Source organism: Streptomyces viridochromogenes DSM 40736 (genome assembly GCF_000158955.1).
Taxonomy (GTDB): Bacteria; Actinomycetota; Actinomycetes; order Streptomycetales; family Streptomycetaceae; genus Streptomyces; species Streptomyces venetus.
In genome coordinates this window covers 7,438,999-7,456,955 of record NZ_GG657757.1, presented here as the reverse complement: position 1 = coordinate 7,456,955, position 17,957 = coordinate 7,438,999, and the positions used below count along the sequence as shown (strand labels likewise).

Below are 17,957 nucleotides of genomic sequence, written 5' to 3'. Positions count from 1 at the left end.
CCCGGTTGTACCGGACCGGTCAAGGGCGTCCGTCTCAGGACTTGCTGTGCACGATCTGGATCAGATTGCCGCAGGTGTCGTCCAGGACCGCGCTGGTGATGGGACCCATCTCCAGCGGCTCCTGGACGAACCGCACACCGAGACCGCGCAGCCGCTCGAACTCCGCCCGCACGTCGTCCACGGCGAACGAGGCGGCCGGGATGCCGTCCTCCACCAGCGCCGTCTTGTACGGCTGCACCGCGGGGTGGCCCGAGGGTTCGAGGAGCAGCTCGGTCCCGTCGGGGTCCTCCGGCGAGACCACGGTCAGCCACCGGTCCGTCCCCACCGGGACGTCGTGCTTCTTCACGAAGCCCAGCACGTCGGTGTAGAAGCGCCGCGCCTTCTCCTGGTCGTCGACGAAGACGCTGGTGATGTGGATCCTCATGCGCTGCCCTCCGGTGAGTCGGTCCTGAGCCATCGGTTCATGACGCGCTCAAGGGGTTCGGTGTTCAGGTCGTGGAACTTGTAGCGGCCCTGGCGCCGGGACACGACCAGACCCGCCGATTCCAGCACGGCCAGATGCTGGCTGATCGCCTGGCGCGACAGCCCCAGACCGTGCTTGGTCACCAGCCGCGTGCAGATCTCGAACAGGCTCTGGCCGTCCCGTTCGGCCAGCTCATCGAGGATGCGCCGGCGGGTGGGATCGGCCAGCGCCTTGAAGACATCCTCCGACATGACCTCACGATAGGCAAGTGTCGACTTGCCTATCAAGTCGCGCACCGGCACGAGGTCTGAGGCGGTCCGCGCGGGGTATGCCGGTTCTCACCTCGACGAGCGCGACGGAGGAAGATCGATGGCACAGCTGCGACAAGAGGCCGATCCGGGCGAGGCCGGGCTGGATCCGCAGGTGCTGGGCCGCCTGGACCGGCACTTCGCCGCTCTGGTGGACGAAGAACGTCTGCCGGGCTTCCTCGTCTCCATAGCCCGCGGCGGACGCGTCGCCCACCTCACGACGTACGGCCTGCGCGACATGGCGGCCGGGCTGCCCGTCGAACCCGACACGCTGTGGCGGATGTACTCCATGACGAAGCCGGTCACCGCGGTCGCCGCCCTGCTGCTGGTGGAGGAGGGACGGCTGTCGCTGGACGACCCGGTCGCAGGCCACCTGCCCGCCTTCGCCGACCCTCAGGTGTACGAGGGCGGGTCCGGTGCCGACGTCAGGACCCGTCCGGCCGGCCACCCGATACTCGTCCGGCATCTGATGACCCACACCTCGGGCCTGACCTTCGGCTTCTACCACACCCACCCCGTCGACGCCCTGTACCGCGAGGCCGGTCTGGAGTCGTCGGTGCCGCCGGGCGCGGACCTGGCGGAGACCATCGAGGTGTACGCGAGTCTGCCGCTGCAGTTCGAGCCGGGGACGCAGTGGAACTACTCGGTGGCGAGCAATGTCCTGGGCCGGATCATCGAGGTGGTGTCCGGGCAGCCGCTCGACGTGTTCTGCGCCGAGCGGATCTTCGGGCCGCTGGGGATGACGGACGCGGGGTTCCACGTCACGGACGAGCAGGCGCCCCGGCTGTCCGAGATGTACGGGGAGAAGGAGGGCGGCGGCATCGCGCCGGCCCCGGGGCTGCCGCTGCGCGGCGGCCGGCCGCGGTTCCTGTCCGGCAGTGGCGGCATGGCGGCCTCCGCCCACGACTACCACCGCTTCATGGAGCTGCTGCGCCGCCGGGGCGAGCTCGACGGCGTCCGTCTCCTCGCGCCGGGCACCGTGGACCTGATGACCCGCAACCAGCTGCCCGGCGGCGCCGACCTGCGCGCCTTCGGCAGCCGTCCCGCCCATGACGAGCCCGGGAACGCGGGTGTCGGCTTCGGCCTCAACGTCTCCGTGGTGATCGACCCGTCCCGCACCCAGGCACCGTCCGCTCTGGGCGCCTACGGTTGGAGCGGGGTCGCCACGACGACCTTCTGGGTCGACCCGGGCCGCGACCTGACGGTGCAGTTCATGACGCAGGTACGGCCCAGGTCGTCGCACACGGTGTTCCGCGACCTCAAGCGGCTGGTCCACGAGGCGGTGACGGACTGAGGCCCGTCACCGCTCGGCCCGGAGCGTGAACTCGACCCCTTCCTCGGCGAGTTCACGCAGCCACTGCTCGGATCGTGCCGCCGTCTCCGCGGCCCGGTTCAGGCCCGGCGGCAGGGAGCCGTCCAGGACGTGGCGGACGCCGAGGGCGAGGGTGCGCGAGACGCAGCGGGCCATCGCGCTCTCCCGCGCGTCGCCCACCAGGTCCAGGAGGTAGCCGCCCGACCACGTCCGGCCCGTTCCGGCCCGCACGTCCAGCGACACGGCGAGCACGACCCGGTCGCGGTCGTCCTCCGTGGTGGGGTAGGTGGCGGCCAGCTCCTGGGCCAGGGCGGCGATCCGGGCGTCGTCGCCGGCCTTCAGCTCCTCGAAGACGCCGTCCCAGGCGCGGAGCCAGCCCTCCAGGCGCAGGGTGCCGCGCACGAACGTCCGCGGTGTCCAGGCGTCCGGCAGTCCGTACTGCGCCACGAACGGGACGCTGTCGCGGTTGGGGTAGACCTCGAACGTCTCCCCTCCGACGAGGTGCCGCCGGGTCGCCTCCCAGGGTCGGTCGGCAACCGTCTCGGCACCGTCCTCGATGTAACGGGCCGGGGAACGGAGGGCGTTGAGGACACCTGCGGGCGCCCAGCTGAAGCGGTACGTGAAGTCGTTCGGGACGGCCGGGACACCGCCGCAGTACGAGGTCAGGGTGTACGAGGCGGGCGTCCCGTCGCCGATCGCCTCCCGGGCCCGGGCCACGAGGGCGTGGGCGAAGAGGTGGTCGATACCCGGGTCGAGCCCGGCCTCGGTGAGGACGACGACCCCGGCCTTCTCGGCGGCCGGCACCTGTTCCAGCACCGCCTCGGACACATAGCTGGAGCAGGCGAAGTGCGCACCCCGCCGTACGCATTCGGCGAGCAGCGGCGCGTGCTCCGGCGCGGGCAGCATGGACACGACGACGTCGCCGGGCGCCAGTTCGGTGGTCAGTGCGGCGAGCGTGTACGCGCGGGGCTCGGCGCGTCCGGCGAGGCCGAGCCGGTCGAGGGCGTCGGCGGCGCGGCTCTCGGTGCGGTGCCAGAGCCGTACGCGCTCGGCGGTGTCGCACAGCGCCGCCAGGCCGCTGCCCGTGGACAGGCCGGCGCCGATCCAGTGGACGGTGCCGCTCGCGGGTACCGGGTCACTGGTCATGGAACTTCCCCTCGTCGAGACCGTGTTCACGGGTGGCCTGGCGGAACCGGTCCAGGCAGTGACCCCAGGGACCGGTGACACCGAAGTCGAGCAGGTGGGGCAGCAGGGCGGCCGAGAAGTCGGCGCTGGACTCCAGCGGCAGCAGGGAGGGCAGGTTGTCGATGGCGATCAGGTCGAGCGGCGGTTCCTTGCGCAGCCGGCGTACGGGCTCGTCCCAGTCGGTGGTGTCGTCGTAGACCGGGAGGACGTTGAGCGGGGAGCCGACGTCGCACGTCACGTCGCACAGGGTGCGCAGGCGGCGGTCCGGGCTGTCGAGGTCCTGCTCCCGAAGGAAGGGCGGGACGGGGCTGGTGGCGAGCACCGCGTTGACCATCACGTCGTGCCGCAGCAGGGCGGCGCGGTCCAGGTCGCGGGTCTCGTCGAGGTCCCAGCAGGTGGGGTCCACACCGGCGGCGGCGAAGGCCGTGCGGGCGCCGCGGCCGCTGCGGCCCAGGGCGCCGATGACGAGGCCGGTGAACGCGGCGTCGCCGGGGGCCGGCCGCAGCGTCTCGTCCAGGTCCTCCTTCGTCGTGGGCACGAGCGGTGCCCGCAGCTGGCCCCGGTGCTGGAGCACCGCCAGGGCCGCGCCCAGATAGCCGGCCCAGAACCCGAAGGCGGCGAGGCGCCGCCCGGTGTCGTCCACCAGGTATTCGAGGTCGAACAGCGTCCCGCCCCCGGCGGCGAACCGGCGCAGCAGGTCGCCCGCCCCGGGCTGGCCCTTGTAGGCGTGGCCGAAGAAGATGTGCCGGTGGGTCAGTTCGGCCGGCTCCGCCGGCAGTTCCTTCAGGCCGAGCACCACGGCGTCCCGCGGCGCCGACACCCAGGAGCCCGCGGGGGCGACACGGCAGCCGGCCGCCTCGTACTCCTGATTCGGGAACACGCGCTGCGGCGACTCCTCGACGGTCAGTGTCACGCCGCTCTCGACGAGTCGCCGGGCGTCGTCGGGCACGATCGGTGTGCGTCGCTCGGTCGTTCGGGCCTCGTGGCGCAGCCACAGATGGAGCTCGGTCATCCCGGGTGGGCCTCCGGACGTGAGGCGCCGGCCGCTGGCGGGCCGGCGCTCAAGGGGCGGACGTCCACGAAGCGTACGCGGCCCACCCACGGGTCGCGTACGAATTCGCCCAGGTCACGTCGCGGGAAACCGGAATCGGCCCCGGGGTTTCAGGAGAGCGTCTCAGGAGGAGCTGACCACCGCGTCCAGGTGGGGCAGGTGGTGGTCGAGGCGCTCCCGCTTGGTCCGCAGATACGTGATGTTGTTCTCGCACGGCGGGATCAGCAGCGGCACCTGCTCGGCGACGCTGATGCCGTGGCTCACCAGTGCCTCGCGCTTGCGCGGGTTGTTGGACATCAGGCGGACGGACTTCACGCCCAGGTCGTCCAGGATCCGGGCGGCCACCCCGTAGTCGCGGGCGTCGACCGGCAGGCCGAGCGCGAGGTTGGCCTCGACCGTGTCCAGGCCCTCCGCCTGCAGGGCCATCGCGCGCAGCTTGGCGAGCAGGCCGATGCCGCGGCCCTCATGCCCTCTGAGGTAGACGACGACGCCGGCTCCCTCGGAGACGACCGCGCGCAGGGCCGCGTCCAACTGGTCACCGCACTCGCAGTGCTGGGAGCCGAAGGCGTCGCCGGTCAGGCACTCCGAGTGCAGCCGGATGAGGACGTCGTCCGTGCCGATCTCGCCGTAGACCAGCGCGACCTGTTCGTCACCGCGGTCGTGGTCCATGTAGCCGATCGCCTGGAATTTCCCGTAGACGGTGGGCAAGGGGGCATTCACGACGCGTTCCACGCCGGTCCGCTGCGGTGCCTTCTTGCCGAGTACGCCAATGTTGTCTGTCATGATTCTCGAGTTCCTAAGCAGAGACGAAAGGCCGTGACGATATGAGTGATCTGGTGCCGGCGGACACCACGGAAGACGTACGGACGCGAAGTGCCGGCGTCTCACGGCAGGTCGCGGTGCTTCCCGTGGGGAGCTTCGAACAGCACGGCCCGTATCTTCCGCTGGCGACCGACACGCTGGTGGCCTGTGCCGTCGCGCGGGAGATAGCCGGCGCGTACCCGGTGCACCTCCTTCCTCCGGTGACGATCTCGTGCTCGCACGAGCACGCGGGCTGGCCGGGGACCGTGAGCATCTCCTCGGTGACCCTTCATGCGGTGGTACGGGACATAGCGGCTTCGCTCCGCCGGTCGGGCGTCGACGCCCTGGTGGTGGTCAACGGGCACGGCGGAAACTACGTTCTGGGCAACGTCGTTCAGGAGTCCTCCGCCCGCGGCGAGCGGATGGCGCTCTTCCCGGCCGCGGAGGACTGGGAGGCGGCGCGTGAGCGGGCGGGTGTGGTCACCTCGCTGCTCACCGACATGCACGCGGGGGAAATAGAAACCTCCATCCTTCTGCACGCTCATCCCGAAATGCTCCGACCCGGTTATGAGACCTCCGATTTCGTCGCTGACGACCGGCGTCATCTGCTCACCCTCGGCATGTCCGGCTATACCGATTCCGGTGTCATCGGCCGTCCTTCGCTGGGTTCGGCGGAAAAGGGGAAGGAACTCCTGGCGAGCCTGGCGGATTCCTTCGGGGCGTATTTCTCGTTGCTGACCTCCGACGCGTAGCCACCCGTCGGCGCGTGGCCGGGTCCCGGGTCCGGTGCGAGGGACCCGGACTCCGCGCGCAGACCCGCGTACCAGCGGGCGACGAGCACGACGAGGCCGGGCAGGCTCGCCGCGAGGCTGAGCACGCCGTAGACGACCGCGACGGCCAGTCCCCGGCCCGCGCCGAGGCCGGCGGCGCCGAACGCCCAGGCGGTGACGCCCTCCCTCGGCCCCCAGCCGCCGACGTTCAGCGGCAGGCCCATCGCGAGCAGCGCGAGGACCGCGAGCGGCATCAGTACGGCCATGGAGGCGGTGACTCCGGCCACGCGGGCGGCGAGTACGAACATGGCGACGTAACCTGCCAGAACGACCACGGAGCTGACAATGACCCCGGGTCCGTTGCGGCGGGACACCAGCCCTTCCCGAGCCTCGGCGAGCGTGCCGCGCAGGGCCCGGCCCCGTCGGGAGGGCGCTGCCCGGTTCATGCGCAGGGCGAGGACGACGGCGAGTGCGCCGAGGGCGGCCAGGACCGCGAGTGGTGCGATGTGCCGGGCCTCGTCGAGCACCGGGGACGGCATCGTCAGCAGGATCACGGCCCCGGCGGCGAACAGCGCGAGCTGCCCGGCGGCCCGTTCGAGCACGACGGCCTTCACGCCCCGCCGCACGTCCCCCTCGCTCTGCCCGTGCCGCACCGCCCGGTGCACGTCACCGAGGATGCCGCCGGGCAGGGCCGCGTTGAGGAACAGCGCGCGGTAGTAGTCGGCGACGGCGGGCCCGAGGGGCAGCCGGATCCGGAGTCCCCGGGCCACGAGCGCCCACCGCCAGGCGCTGCACACGGTGGTGACGAGCCCGATCGCGAGCGCGAGCAGCAGCGTCCCCGCGTCGATCCGCCGCAGCCCGTCCAGGAAGACTCCGGTACCGAGCCGCCAGAACAGCACGCCGAGGATGGCGACTCCGGCGAGCGTCCCGAGGTGCGTACGGACCTTGCGGGAGCCGATCCGGGCCAGGACGGCGCGGACCGGGCCGGGCGACGGGGAAGCGGCGCGGGGGCCGGGGCCCTCCGCGTCGGCCACGGACGGCGGTGCCTCGCAGACGTCGGCGGTTCTGCGCGACGGCTCGGCGGCTGCCGCTGCCGGGGCACCGGGCTCCTCGATGGGACCCCGGTCGCCGCCGGTCTCCGGCAGAAAGGAAGCTCTCGGCGGAGGCCGGTCGTGGACGTGTTCCCGTCGCCTGGGGGCTCATGACGCTCGGCCCGCCGGGCGGACCAGAGCCAGGAGGTCCGTGTGGTGGACGGTGACGCGCAACTCGCCCGCGGCGCAGGCAGCCAGGCGGTCGACCAGGTAGGCGTCGGCCGCGGCGCGCAGATCGGGACGTTGTTCGACGGCGGCGCCGACCCAGCCGCGCAGCCACTGTTCCGTGAGCGCCGCCTGGCCGGGGCCGAGCCGCCAGGGGCTCGGATAAAAACCGTACCGTCGCGCCGTTCTCGGAGAACGCCTCGGCCGCCGCCGTGACCGCGTCGGGGCCGAGCAGGCCGTCGCGGCGCTGGTGGTCGTTGAACGCCTGGCCGATCGCCGCGTCCAGGGGGTGGGAGGGGGTCAGCTCCACGCGCCCGGCGACGGACAGCGTCAACAGGGCGGGGCAGCCGGCTCCGGCGCAGGCGGCGGCGAGGGTGCCTATCTCCTCGCGGGTGAGGACGTCCAGCAGGGCGGACGCCGTCACCAGGGACGCGCCGTGCAGGGCGTCCGGCGTGAGGCGGGCGATGTCGCCGCGCCGTGTCTCCACCGTGACCCGGCTGCCGTCGGCGGCGGAGCGCGGGGAGGCGACCGCGGCGAAGTGCAGCAGGTAGGGGTCCCGGTCGTGCAGGATCCAGTGCTGGGGACCGTCCAGGCAGGGTGCGAGCCAGCGGCCCATCGAGCCGGTGCCGCAGCCCAGGTCGTGGATGACGACGCCGCCCGACTTCCCCGGCAGGTTGGCCAGCCGGATACGCAGCGGGTCGAGCAGGTCGTGCGCCCGCGCGGCGGCGTCGGCGGGCTCCCGCAGCTCCAGCCACTCCGGGGCGTAACGGGGCGGGTCGTCCGGCCCGGCCTCGCGCAGCTTCACGGTGGGGCGCGAGCCGGGCTTGCCGCTGGGGCCGGCGCCCGGGATGACGGCGGCGCCGGCCGGGTCCGAGGCGGTGTCACCCGCCCCCGGTATGACGGCGTCCCCCCGGGGCCCGGGCTGGGCCGGGATCGCCCCGTTCTGCTGGGTCGTCACCGGATTCGTCATGCGGCCCTCCGGGGGTCGGTCGGGAGCCGGCGCAGTACGCCCGCCAGGCTCTGTGCGGTCGTCGCCCAGCCGTCGAGGGCGGAGCGGCGGCTGCGGGCGGCGGCCTTGAGGCGTCGTCGCACGTCCGCCTCACCGAACCAGCCGCGCAGTTCCGCGGCGATGGCGGCGGAGTTCTCCGGCGGGACGAGGATGCCGGGCATTCCGCCGTCGGGGGCGCGGCCGACCGCCTCGGGCAGTCCGCCGACGTCGGTGGCCATGACCGGGATGCCCCGGGCCAGCGCCTCGGTGACGGCCATGCCGTACGTCTCGGCGTACGAGGTGAGGACCATGAGGTCGGCCTTGGCGTAACTGGCGTCGAGTGCGGCGCCGGACTGCGGGCCCGCCAGCTCCAGCCGGTCCTCCAGTCCGTGCTTGCTGATGAGGGACCGCAGATGGGCGACGTACTCCGGGTCCTGGGTGAGGCCGCCGACGCACACGCAGCTCCAGGGCAGGTCGGTCACCGTGGCCAGCGCCTCCACCAGCCGGTGCTGCCCCTTGCGCGGGGTCACCGCGGCCACGCACAGCAGCCGCGAGACGCCGTCGGTGCCGGGGGCCAGGGGTGCGATGTCCGCTCCCGGGGCCGCGACATGGACCCGCTCCGGGGGCAGGCCGTGGTGGGAGACCAGCCGGCGGACCGCCCAGTCGCTGGTGGCGATCACCGCCGGCACCGCCCGCAGCACCGCCCGCTCCCTGGCGTCAAGTTCGGCGGCCACCACCGGGTCGAGCCCCGTCTCGTCACCGAGCGGGAGGTGGACGAGGACGGCCATGCGCAACCGTTCCGCCTCGGGCACGACGATCTCCGGCACTGCACAGGCCACCAGGCCGTCGAGCAGGACGACGGCACCGTCGGGCAAGCCGCTCAGGGCGCGGGCGAGTTCCGTACGGGCCGCCGCTCCCGGCCGGGGCCAGTCACCGGCCACGGCGTGCTTGGTCACCTGCCATCCGAAACCGGGCAGGTCCAGGCACACACGCCGGTCGTAGGCGTTGCCGCCGCTGGGTGCCGCCGGGTCGTCGACGCCGCCCGGCAGCACGAAGTGCACGGTGCGCAGGGACATGGGGATGATCTCGGCGTTCTTCAGGGCGGCGTGCTGCACCGGAACGTAGTTCAGGCGTGCCGGTCCGGTCTGCCCGGGCCGCTCGATCGTCGTGTCGGTCACAGCGCACGCTCGTAACTCGCCCAGGCGATGTGCGACTCGTGCAGGCTGACGGTCAGGCCCGCGAGTCCCTTGGCGCCCTCGCCCAGCGCACCCTTGTGGATCCGCTCGGCGAGCCGGTCGGCGATGACCTTGGCCAGAAACTCCGTGGAGGTGTTCACCCCGGCGAAATCGGGCTCGTTGTCGAGGTTGCGGTAGTTCAGCTCGCTGACGACCGCTCCGAGTTCCTGCGTGGCCAGCCCGATGTCGACGACGATGTTGTCCTCGTCCAGCTGCTCGCGCCGGAACGTGGCGTCCACGAGGAACGTGGCCCCGTGCAGGCGCTGCGCCGGTCCGAAGACCTCGCCACGGAAGCTGTGGGCGATCATGATGTGATCGCGAACGGTGATGCTGAACAACGGACGACCCTCCAGGTGCGGCGCGTCTGCTCCCCCGCCGTTTGCTGCCGGGGATGCCGGGTAATACGGCTCCTTTCCTTCCCCTGTTCAGCCTCGGGTACGTCTTTTCTCAGGTCAGGCGCTCTTGTCGGGGACGATGTCGTACCGGATGGAACGAATCGTCAGCCGATGTGCCGATCGCTCCCGTCGTGCGCGTCAGTCGTTCGCGTCGTGCGCGTCAGGCGTTCTCGTCGTAGCGGACGCGGTGGCACAGTGCGGGGATCTCGCCGGAGGCCAGCTTCGGCAGCACGTCGGGCAGGTCCTCGAAGGCGGACTCACCGGTGACGAGGGCGTCGAGCGCCGGGTCGGCGAGCAGGTCGAGAGCGACGGCGAGCCGGTCGGCGTAGGTGCGGTGCGGTCGGGCCGGGGAGACGGTGCCGACCTGGCTGGAGCGGATGACGAGCCGCCGTGAATGGAAGGCCTCGCCGAGGGGCACACTGACCTGCCGGTCGCCGTACCAGCTCAGTTCGAGCACGGTCCCTTCGGAGGTGAGCAGTTCCAGGGACCTGGCGAGGCCCTGTTCGGTGGCGCTGGCGTGGACGACCAGATCGCAGTCGCCCCGGGCGTCGCCGGGGGTCGCGAAGTCGACGCCCAGGGCCTTGGCGACCGAGGCACGGGAGGGGTCGGCATCGACCAGCTGGACGCGGACACCGGGGAACCGGGCGAGCAGCGCGGCCACCGAGCAGCCGACCATGCCGCCGCCGACCACGGCGATCCGGTCGCCGACCAGGGGCGCGGCGTCCCACAGGGCGTTGACGGCGGTCTCCACGGTCCCGGCGAGCACGGCCCGTTCGGCGGGCACGGTGTCGGGGACGGGCGTGACGGCGCTCGCCGGGACGACGTAGCGGGTCTGGTGCGGGTAGAGGCAGAAGACGGTACGGCCGGCCAGCGCTTCGGGTCCCTCCTCCACCACACCGACGTTGAGGTAGCCGTACTTCACCGGGCCCGGGAAGTCGCCCTCCTGGAACGGTGCCCGCATGGCCGTGTGCTGACTGACGGGTACGCCCCCGCGGAAGACGAGCGTCTCCGTGCCGCGGCTCACTCCGGAGTAGAGCGACCGGACCAGCACCTCGTCCTCGCCGGGTTCCGGCAGGACGACGTCCCGGATCCCGCCTCGACCGGGCGAGTCGACCCAGAACGACCGTGCCGTCTGCTTCATCGAAGTCCTCCTGAACGATCGGGAAGCGGCTTGCGTACCGAGGGGTGCACAGGCCGCGCACAAAGTAGCGGCGTTGATCGACTCTGTCACACGGCCGGAGGGTGTTCGGTGGCCCTGAACAACACTTACGACGCGAGGCTCGTACAGCAGGAGACCGCCCTGGGGGCGGGCGTGCAGGTCCTGCTGCTGGCCCTGATCGGCACGGCGATCGGGATGGGCCCGGCGGGCTGGCTGAGCGGCCTCGCGTTCGCGTTCGCCACCTGGGCGGTGCTCTCCCGGGCCCTGCACCGCTCCCGGCTGCGCAGCTTCGGCGCGGCGAACCGGGTCACCCTCGGCCGGGCCACGCTCGTCGGCGGGGTCACCGCGCTGGTCGCGGACTCCTTCCAGAGTTCGCCGCCGGTGTCGCTGTTCGTCGGCCTGACGGCGGTGGCCCTGATCCTCGACGGCGTCGACGGCAAGGTGGCCCGCCGCACCGGCACCTCGACCCCGCTGGGCGCGCGCTTCGACATGGAGGTCGACGCGTTCCTGATCCTGGTGCTCAGCGTGTACGTGTCGATGCAACTGGGCCTATGGGTGCTGCTGATCGGCGGTATGCGGTACGTCTTCGTCGGCGCCGCCCGGGTGTGGCCCTGGCTGACCGCGGCGCTCCCGCCGAGCACCGCCCGCAAGACGGTCGCGGCGCTCCAGGGCGTGCTCCTGCTGCTGGCGGGCGCCGACCTGCTGCCGTACGCGGTCAACTTCGGGGTGGCGGCCCTGGCTCTGGGCCTGCTGGTGTGGTCGTTCGGACGGGATGTGCTGTGGCTGTACCGGACCTCGCGGGTCGAGGAAGCCCCGTCGCCGCGGCAGGTGCGGGAGCTGGTCGCGGGCTGACGCCCGGCCGGTCAGCTGCCGAACCGCCCGCGCGCCGCCTCGATGTGACCCAGGTACTGGTTGGTCCAGCCGCAGAGCAGATCCACCGTGGCGCGCAGGGCCCGGCCCGGCTCGGTCAGCGTGTACTCGACCTTCGGCGGCACGGTCGGGTGCACCTTCCGGTCGACGAGGCCGTTGCGCTCCAGCATCCGCAGGTTCTGGGTGAGCATCTTGTGACTGACGCCCTCGACCTCGTCGCGCAACTCGCTGAAGCGCAGGGTGCGTTCGCCGAGGGCCTCGATGATGAGCAGCGCCCACTTGTTGGCCACGTCCGAGAAGATCTCCCGCGCCAGGGAGTCCGCCCTTCTCAGGTCCGCGTCCTCGGGCAGCCCGCTCAGTTGCTGCTTGGTCACCATCTGGTTCCCCTGTCACCGAAAAGTGCGTTCTTCCAGCTCGGCGCCCACTCTCCTACGGTTTCCGAGTAACCACAAGAGAGCACGCCCGTGCATGCTCGACGGAAGGACAGGAACGGTGACCACTCCCGATGTCTACGACCATGCCATCCCGGCCGAGAGCCATTTCGGCTACGCGCAGGCGATCAGGTCCGGCGATCTGATCCACGTCTCCGGGCAGCTCGCGTTCGACGAGGCGGGCACCTTCCGTCCCACGGACGACTTCGCCGCCCAGCTGGAGCGGACCCACGCCAACATCGACAGGGTCCTGGCCCACTACGGCGTCACACGCAACCAGATCGTCTCGCAGACGCTGTACGTGGTGGGCCTGGTGAAGAACGCCGGCGCGGTGGCGGAAGCCAACCGGGCGTACTTCGGCGACCACCGCCCGGTCAGCACGGCCCTCGGGGTCACCGAACTGACCTTCCCCGGACAGGTCGTGGAGATCAGCTGCGTGGTCGACACGAAACTGCCCGCCTGACCCGCAGGTCAGCGACGCGTGCCGGCATTCACGAGGGTCCGCTCGTACGGGTCGAGCACGACGCCCCTGACCTTGGTGGAGACACCCGCGATGATCCGCTGGTGGGCGAGCGGCACGACCGCGTCGGTGCCGAGGATCTCGGCCTCGGCGGCCATGGCCGCGTCCTGCCGCTCGCCGGTGCCGTCGGTGGCGTCGGCCTTCTCGACGGCCCGGTCGACGTTCTTGTCGCACAGCAGCGCCAGGTTGTAGCCGCCGTCGCAGGTGTAGTCGCCGGCGAGGATGCCGACGGGGTCGCCGGTGTCCAGGAGGCTGTTGCGGGCGCCGATGAACGCGTCGAACTTCCCGGCCAGCGCGTCGCTCTCCAGCCGTGAGTACTCGCGCACTTCGAGCTTCACCTCGAAGCCGGCCTTCTCGAGTTGCTGTTGCACCACCTGGGCGACTTCGGGGAGCTCGGGCCGGTTGTCGTAGGTGGCGAGGGTGATCCGCGCACCGTCGGGCCGGGCCGCGTCCGCGCGTCCGGTCGGCTTCACGCGCTTGCTCTCGGCCCAGGTGACGGCGGGGCCGTAGAGGCCCGCGCCCGGGTCGGCGTAGCCCTCGAAGACGCCCTTGACGAGGGTGGAGGTGTCGACCGCCTCGCGGGCGGCGGCCCGCAGCTTCGGGTCCTGGAAGGGCCCGGAGCGGGTGTTGAGTTGCAGGCTGGTGGTGCGGGTGGTGCCGGCTTCCTGGAGGGTGGCCTTGTCGAGCGTGGCGGCCTGGGCGACGGGGAGCGCCTCGGCGATGTCGACGTCGCCGGTGCGCACCGCGTTGGCTCGCGCGGTGCCGTCCTTGACGAAGCGCGCGTCGATGCCGGAGGCGTGGGCGCGGCCGCCCCAGTAGTCGTCGAAGCGGTCGAGGGAGGCGGAGCCGCCGCCGCTCACCTTCGTGATCTCGAAGGGCCCGATGGCGGTTCCGACCGGGTCGGGGTTGCCCTTGCCGTACGCCTTCGGGGAGAGGATCGCCAGGCTCGGGCTGGACAGCCGCATGGGCAGGACGGGGTCGGCGGCGGCGGTGGTGGTGATGCGTATGCCACGGTCGCCGTCGGGCTTCGCGGTGAGGCGGACACCGGCGAGGGCGGCGGGCGCGGGCTTCGCCTTCGTGGCGCGGGTGAGCGCCTCGGCCACTGCCGACGGGGTGACGTCCGTGCCGTCGTGGAAGGTGGCTTCGCGCAGGGTGAACCGCCAGGTGCGGTCGCCCTCCCGGTGCCAGGACCGGGCGAGCGCGGGGCTCGCGCCTCCGTTGGCGTCCAGGGCGGTCAGCCCCTCGGTGACGCCGAGCCGGCTCAGCAGGGTCGCGTCGGCTCCGTACGGTGAGAAGTTCTCGGCGGGCGGGAAGGCGAGGGCGACACGCAGCCGGGAGCCGAACGGCCCGCCGTCCGGCGACGACCCCCCGCCCGGGGAGGCGAAGCAGCCGGTCAGGCCCGGGACGAGGACGAGGGCGGCGAGGAAGCGGAACGGACTCTTGATGCTCATGACACGCACTTGCACAGCATATGCATCAAGGTGATTACATCAAGGCGACCCCTAACGGCCCAAGGAATTTGACAGTGGTGACGATCACTCCCTAAACCTAACTACATGACATCCATTTTCAAAAAGGCGGGACGGTCGTGAGGGTCGCGTTCGTCGGCAAGGGTGGCAGCGGCAAGACCACGTTGTCGGCACTCTTCTCCCGTCACCTGGCGCGCTCCGGCGCCCCGGTCCTCGCCATCGACGGCGACATCAACCAGCACCTGGCCGAGGCTCTGGGCGGCGAGGAGCGGCCCGCCACTCCCCTGGGCGAGCATCTGGACGCGGTCAAAGGCCTTCTGCGCGGCACGAACCCCCGCATCGCCTCCCCCGAGGTGATGATCAAGACGACCCCGCCGGGACGGGGCTCCCGCCTGCTCCGCCCGCTCGGCGACGACGAGCTGCACGCCCGGCACGTCGGCCGCGCGGGTGGTGTCCCGCTCATGGTCACGGGCGAGTTCGACGAGTCCGACCTGGGCGTGGCCTGCTACCACTCCAAGCTCGGCGCGGTCGAGCTGTACCTCGGTCACCTCGTGGACGGGCCCGGCGAGTACGTCGTCGTCGACATGACGGCGGGCGCGGACGCCTTCGCCTCGGGCCTGTTCACCCGCTTCGACCTCACCTTCCTGGTTGCTGAACCCACCCGCAAGGGTGTTTCGGTCTACCGCCAGTACCGTGACCACGCGGAACGGTTCGGCATCCGCATCGCGGTCATCGGCAACAAGGTGACCTGCGAGGACGACCTGCTCTTCCTCAAGGAACAGGTCGGTGACGACCTGTTGACCCACCTGGTGCACTCGCCCTGGGTCCGCGCGGCGGAGCAGGGCCGCACCGAGTCCGGCCCGGACGCGCTGGCGTCATTGGAGCCGCACAACCGGCACGCCCTCACCGTCCTCCGCGAGGCCGTGGACTCCCGCCCCCGCGACTGGGACCGCCTCCACCGCCACGCGGTCGAGTTCCACCTGCGCAACGCCCGGGCGTGGGCGGATGCCCGCACGGGGGAGGATCTGGCGGCGCAGGTGGATCCGGACTTCGTCCCGGGGCCGGCCGCTCTCCTGCCCTGAGGCGCACCACACCGCCAACGGGGTCAGGGACCGCTGATCCACCCCACCGGCTACTCGATCCCGGTGGCATCGAGTAGCCGGACCACGTCCTTGCGCCGATACCCGAGCAGTCGGGCGCGGTCAGCGGCCATCAGCACCAGGTGCGCGACGATCTCCGCCGCGTATCCGTTCTTGTTGTCCGCGTCGAACCACTCCTGGGGCTTCTCGACGCCCAGGCTGTTCATCACCAGCCCGTGCTCCCGGCGAACCTCCGCGACGGTACCGGCGACCGCGTCCATGAGCGTCTTCCCCGGCCGCTCGCACTCGAGGGCGAAGCATCCCCAGTCGACCGCCACGCACCCCTCCGGCGGACGCGCCCGCAGCCCCGCATACCTCTCGTCCCCGAACCCGGAGGACCGGAACTCGTCGTGCACCAGAGAGAATCGATAAAATCCGGGCGGAACAGGAGGCGGTGGAGGCGTGTACTCCCACCCGGCGTCCTCGTACAACTGCCGCTTCACCTCTTCTTCTTCGGCGTGCGTCACGGTGAAGCCGTTGGCCTCGTTGCGCCCGGTCGTGGTGCCGTCCGGGTTGCGGTGGAAAGTCAGGCCCATGGTGTGCTCCGGCTGTTGTCGTGATGGCGATGGACGAGAACCCCCCGTCACCAGCTCGAACGGCCCGCGGTCCCAGCCCGTGCCCGCTTCTCCGCAGCCTCACCCGATCGCGTGAAAACAGACGGCGTGGGAACTGGCCGACCGTGCGGGACCGGTGGTTGTTACGCTCCCCCGGTGAGCATTCCGGGCCCCGCAGAGATCCGAGCGCTGCACGAGAAGCACGCGCCCACCGCCGAGGCGTTCACGCTCGTCCACACGCACTGCGAGATCGTCTGGGGGATCGCCGAGCAGCTCCTCTCCGCGCCCCGCTTCGCTCATCTCGATGCCGAACTGGTCCGCGCCGGCTGCCTCCTCCACGACATCGGCGTCTACCGCCTCTACGGGGACGACGGAAGGCTGGACCACGAGAACTACATCCGGCACGGACTGCTCGGCCACGAGATCCTCGAAGCGGAGGGCTTCCCCGTGGCCCTCCGCCGCTTCTGCTCCCACCACACCGGCGTGGGACTCACGCGGCACGACATCGTGAGTCAGGGTCTGCCCCTCCCTCCCGCCGACTACCTGGCGGTGACGGAGGAGGAGAGGCTGGTGATGTACGCGGACAAGTTCCACACCAAGTCCCGGCCGTCGGCATTCCTCTCCCCCGACGAATACGCCGCCCACGTCCGCCGCTTCGGTGCGGACAAGGTGACCCTCTTCCAGGCCCTGCGCGCGGAGTTCGGTGACCCCGATCTCACCCGGCCGGTACCGTGCGGCGGCAGCATCCTGCGGGTGGCCGGTACGTAGGTGACTCGTGGCGCCGGCTGGGGCGAGTTGTCCGGAGGACGCCCCACCCAGCCCGTCGCGGCCTCTCGCTCCGGTCGAGGCTCATGACGGTGAACACGGCAAAGTCACCTGTCCCGTCATCGTCCTGGTGGTGACGGGACTGCGAAGCGAGGCGCGAACCGAGCTGCCGCCCGCTACCGAATGCTCTGCAGCAGTTGCCCCGTGGCCGTGACGATCCAGAACGACCAGCCGTTGCGGTTCGGATTGACGTGCGGGTTGAGGGCGTGCACCACGGCGACTAACGGGGAAGGCCCAGCAGCTCATTGAGGAGTTCACTGACCGCTGACGCTACCCGGCCTCGTCCAGAAAGGCCGCCAAGGCGCTGACGAACCGTTGCGGACCGTCGAGCCAGGGAAAATGCCCGGCCCCGTCCTGCACGGCCAGTTCAGCCCTCGGGAAGAGGCCCGCGTACTCCTTCATCACTCGCGCGGGCCCCGCCACGTCGTACTCCCCGGCGAGGACGAGTACTGGCGAGGAGAACGAGGCGAGGGCGGCCCGGGTCGCGTCGTGATCGAAGGCGCCGTCGGAGGCGTACAGGGCCGCGGCCTCGTCGTTGCGCTGGTGCTCCTCCGCCGCGCGGAACGCCCGCGCCGCGTCGTCCCAGCGGCCGTACCAGAACGGGGCGACGGCGCCCCAGTCGTCCGCCGTCGCCCGGCCGGACGTGATCGCCTCCAGGGACGCGTACGCCGGGGCGAACCAGGGTTCGTCCCGGCGCAGGCGTGCCGTCTGCAGCCGGTCCTCGGCCGTGATGCCGAGGCCGACGGCGAAGACGCTGGGCGTGACGAGGGCGAGCCGCGCCACGCGGTCCGGGTGGCGGGCCGTGTACAGCGCGGCCAGGTTCGCACCGGCCGAGTGAGCGAGCAGGTCCATCCGCTCCAGCCCCAACTCCTCGCGCAGCGCCTCGACATCCGCGACCTGCCGGTCGCAGCGGTACGACGCCGTGTCCCCCGGTACCGCGGACCGGCCGGTGCCCCTGAGGTCCAGCCGAATCAGGGTGCGGTGGGCTGTCAGGCCCCCCAACTCCCCCAGATACACGGAGTCCTGCATGGGACCCCCTGGGAGGCAGACCAGGGGCGGGCCGTCGCCCGTCACGTGGTAGGCGAGGGTGGTGCCGTCGGAGGCGGTGAAGGTGGGCATGATCGCGAGGTTGGCACGAGGCGGTGCCCGGGGCAACCGGAATTCCACCGGGGCGGAGTACGGCGTGCCGTCCACGGTGTGTCGGCCCCCTGAGGGACACCGGCCCC

At 71.6% G+C, this 17,957-nt stretch carries 18 protein-coding genes and 2 pseudogenes; 6 read left to right on the top strand and 14 right to left on the bottom strand.

The features are described 5' to 3' along the window. Nucleotides 1-34: 34 nt before the first annotated feature. Both SSQG_RS32645 and SSQG_RS32640 read right to left on the bottom strand, forming a co-directional pair. Nucleotides 35-424 (bottom strand): VOC family protein, encoded by a 390-nt coding sequence (locus SSQG_RS32645; protein ID WP_003994235.1) that lies wholly within the window; start codon nucleotides 422-424, stop codon nucleotides 35-37. Further along, nucleotides 421-714: an ArsR/SmtB family transcription factor gene (locus tag SSQG_RS32640; protein WP_003994234.1), complete on the bottom strand. Its 294-nt coding sequence runs from the start codon at nucleotides 712-714 to the stop codon at nucleotides 421-423. Before SSQG_RS32640 ends, SSQG_RS32645 begins: the two co-directional genes overlap by 4 nt. Before the next feature lie 118 nt (nucleotides 715-832). On the opposite strand from SSQG_RS32640, the gene SSQG_RS32635 reads away from it, so the two are divergent. After that, entirely contained in the window at nucleotides 833-2,065 is a 1,233-nt protein-coding gene (locus SSQG_RS32635; protein ID WP_003994233.1) for a serine hydrolase domain-containing protein, read from the top strand. Between the two features lie 6 nt (nucleotides 2,066-2,071). On the opposite strand, the gene SSQG_RS32630 is transcribed toward SSQG_RS32635, so the two are convergent. The 3 genes from SSQG_RS32630 to ribA all read right to left on the bottom strand — a co-directional run bounded on the left by SSQG_RS32630 (nucleotide 2,072) and on the right by ribA (nucleotide 5,102). Next, complete coding sequence (locus tag SSQG_RS32630; protein WP_003994232.1) at nucleotides 2,072-3,229, bottom strand: saccharopine dehydrogenase family protein; 1,158 nt, start codon at nucleotides 3,227-3,229, stop codon at nucleotides 2,072-2,074. After that, nucleotides 3,219-4,280: a saccharopine dehydrogenase gene (locus SSQG_RS32625; RefSeq protein WP_003994231.1), complete on the bottom strand. Its 1,062-nt coding sequence runs from the start codon at nucleotides 4,278-4,280 to the stop codon at nucleotides 3,219-3,221. The genes SSQG_RS32630 and SSQG_RS32625 overlap by 11 nt, the downstream gene beginning before the upstream one ends. Before the next feature lie 162 nt (nucleotides 4,281-4,442). Beyond that, nucleotides 4,443-5,102, bottom strand: a complete 660-nt coding sequence (ribA, locus tag SSQG_RS32620) for a GTP cyclohydrolase II (RefSeq protein WP_003994230.1) — start codon at nucleotides 5,100-5,102, stop codon at nucleotides 4,443-4,445. A 41-nt stretch (nucleotides 5,103-5,143) separates the two neighbouring features. Between ribA and SSQG_RS39960 the strand changes: the two genes are divergently transcribed. Beyond that, entirely contained in the window at nucleotides 5,144-5,872 is a 729-nt protein-coding gene (locus SSQG_RS39960; protein ID WP_003994229.1) for a creatininase family protein, read from the top strand. Between the two features lie 161 nt (nucleotides 5,873-6,033). Here SSQG_RS39960 and SSQG_RS43780 read toward each other — a convergent pair. From SSQG_RS43780 to SSQG_RS32595, 5 genes and pseudogenes are all read right to left on the bottom strand, one after another. Then, nucleotides 6,034-6,789: pseudogene (locus SSQG_RS43780) on the bottom strand (lysylphosphatidylglycerol synthase transmembrane domain-containing protein); the annotation flags it as partial. A 300-nt stretch (nucleotides 6,790-7,089) separates the two neighbouring features. After that, nucleotides 7,090-8,116: pseudogene (locus SSQG_RS43200) on the bottom strand (class I SAM-dependent methyltransferase). Beyond that, nucleotides 8,113-9,312, bottom strand: coding sequence for a glycosyltransferase family 4 protein (locus SSQG_RS32605; protein ID WP_003994226.1), 1,200 nt, complete (start codon nucleotides 9,310-9,312; stop codon nucleotides 8,113-8,115). The pseudogene SSQG_RS43200 and the gene SSQG_RS32605 overlap by 4 nt, the downstream one beginning before the upstream one ends. Continuing rightward, a complete protein-coding gene (locus SSQG_RS32600) occupies nucleotides 9,309-9,707 on the bottom strand; it encodes a 6-pyruvoyl trahydropterin synthase family protein (RefSeq protein ID WP_039934123.1) in 399 nt (132 codons plus the stop codon). The genes SSQG_RS32605 and SSQG_RS32600 overlap by 4 nt, the downstream gene beginning before the upstream one ends. A gap of 217 nt (nucleotides 9,708-9,924) precedes the next feature. Then, nucleotides 9,925-10,905 (bottom strand): zinc-dependent alcohol dehydrogenase, encoded by a 981-nt coding sequence (locus SSQG_RS32595; RefSeq protein ID WP_003994224.1) that lies wholly within the window; start codon nucleotides 10,903-10,905, stop codon nucleotides 9,925-9,927. Between the two features lie 108 nt (nucleotides 10,906-11,013). Between SSQG_RS32595 and SSQG_RS32590 the strand changes: the two genes are divergently transcribed. Next, nucleotides 11,014-11,775: a CDP-alcohol phosphatidyltransferase family protein gene (locus tag SSQG_RS32590; protein WP_003994223.1), complete on the top strand. Its 762-nt coding sequence runs from the start codon at nucleotides 11,014-11,016 to the stop codon at nucleotides 11,773-11,775. 11 nt (nucleotides 11,776-11,786) lie between these two features. On the opposite strand, the gene SSQG_RS32585 is transcribed toward SSQG_RS32590, so the two are convergent. Continuing rightward, nucleotides 11,787-12,170, bottom strand: a complete 384-nt coding sequence (locus SSQG_RS32585; protein ID WP_003994222.1) for a winged helix-turn-helix transcriptional regulator — start codon at nucleotides 12,168-12,170, stop codon at nucleotides 11,787-11,789. Between the two features lie 115 nt (nucleotides 12,171-12,285). On the opposite strand from SSQG_RS32585, the gene SSQG_RS32580 reads away from it, so the two are divergent. Beyond that, complete coding sequence (locus tag SSQG_RS32580; RefSeq protein WP_003994221.1) at nucleotides 12,286-12,687, top strand: RidA family protein; 402 nt, start codon at nucleotides 12,286-12,288, stop codon at nucleotides 12,685-12,687. Between the two features lie 8 nt (nucleotides 12,688-12,695). Here SSQG_RS32580 and SSQG_RS32575 read toward each other — a convergent pair whose 3' ends face one another. Beyond that, on the bottom strand, nucleotides 12,696-14,195 hold the full coding sequence (locus SSQG_RS32575) for an ABC transporter substrate-binding protein (protein WP_039934122.1): 1,500 nt from the start codon (nucleotides 14,193-14,195) through the stop codon (nucleotides 12,696-12,698). Between the two features lie 137 nt (nucleotides 14,196-14,332). Here SSQG_RS32575 and SSQG_RS32570 point away from each other — a divergent pair, with 137 nt between their 5' ends. After that, complete coding sequence (locus SSQG_RS32570; RefSeq protein ID WP_003994219.1) at nucleotides 14,333-15,295, top strand: ATP-binding protein; 963 nt, start codon at nucleotides 14,333-14,335, stop codon at nucleotides 15,293-15,295. Nucleotides 15,296-15,345: 50 nt separating this feature from the next. Here the strand turns inward: SSQG_RS32570 and SSQG_RS32565 are convergent, their stop codons facing one another. Continuing rightward, a complete protein-coding gene (locus tag SSQG_RS32565; protein ID WP_039934121.1) occupies nucleotides 15,346-15,888 on the bottom strand; it encodes a hypothetical protein in 543 nt (180 codons plus the stop codon). 174 nt (nucleotides 15,889-16,062) lie between these two features. Between SSQG_RS32565 and SSQG_RS32560 the strand changes: the two genes are divergently transcribed. Further along, on the top strand, nucleotides 16,063-16,674 hold the full coding sequence (locus SSQG_RS32560) for an HD domain-containing protein (protein WP_039934120.1): 612 nt from the start codon (nucleotides 16,063-16,065) through the stop codon (nucleotides 16,672-16,674). A 327-nt stretch (nucleotides 16,675-17,001) separates the two neighbouring features. Here SSQG_RS32560 and SSQG_RS32555 read toward each other — a convergent pair whose 3' ends face one another. Beyond that, nucleotides 17,002-17,850: an alpha/beta fold hydrolase gene (locus SSQG_RS32555; RefSeq protein WP_003994216.1), complete on the bottom strand. Its 849-nt coding sequence runs from the start codon at nucleotides 17,848-17,850 to the stop codon at nucleotides 17,002-17,004. Nucleotides 17,851-17,957 lie beyond the last annotated feature (107 nt).

Coding starts and splice junctions, on each gene's coding strand:
- SSQG_RS32645 (WP_003994235.1), bottom strand. CDS start 424: ATGAGGATCCACATCACCAGCGTCTTCGTCGACGACCAGGAGAAGGCG.
- SSQG_RS32640 (WP_003994234.1), bottom strand. CDS start 714: ATGTCGGAGGATGTCTTCAAGGCGCTGGCCGATCCCACCCGCCGGCGC.
- SSQG_RS32635 (WP_003994233.1), top strand. CDS start 833: ATGGCACAGCTGCGACAAGAGGCCGATCCGGGCGAGGCCGGGCTGGAT.
- SSQG_RS32630 (WP_003994232.1), bottom strand. CDS start 3,229: ATGACCAGTGACCCGGTACCCGCGAGCGGCACCGTCCACTGGATCGGC.
- SSQG_RS32625 (WP_003994231.1), bottom strand. CDS start 4,280: ATGACCGAGCTCCATCTGTGGCTGCGCCACGAGGCCCGAACGACCGAG.
- ribA (WP_003994230.1), bottom strand. CDS start 5,102: ATGACAGACAACATTGGCGTACTCGGCAAGAAGGCACCGCAGCGGACC.
- SSQG_RS39960 (WP_003994229.1), top strand. CDS start 5,144: ATGAGTGATCTGGTGCCGGCGGACACCACGGAAGACGTACGGACGCGA.
- SSQG_RS32595 (WP_003994224.1), bottom strand. CDS start 10,905: ATGAAGCAGACGGCACGGTCGTTCTGGGTCGACTCGCCCGGTCGAGGC.
- SSQG_RS32585 (WP_003994222.1), bottom strand. CDS start 12,170: ATGGTGACCAAGCAGCAACTGAGCGGGCTGCCCGAGGACGCGGACCTG.
- SSQG_RS32575 (WP_039934122.1), bottom strand. CDS start 14,195: ATGAGCATCAAGAGTCCGTTCCGCTTCCTCGCCGCCCTCGTCCTCGTC.
- SSQG_RS32565 (WP_039934121.1), bottom strand. CDS start 15,888: ATGGGCCTGACTTTCCACCGCAACCCGGACGGCACCACGACCGGGCGC.
- SSQG_RS32555 (WP_003994216.1), bottom strand. CDS start 17,850: ATGCCCACCTTCACCGCCTCCGACGGCACCACCCTCGCCTACCACGTG.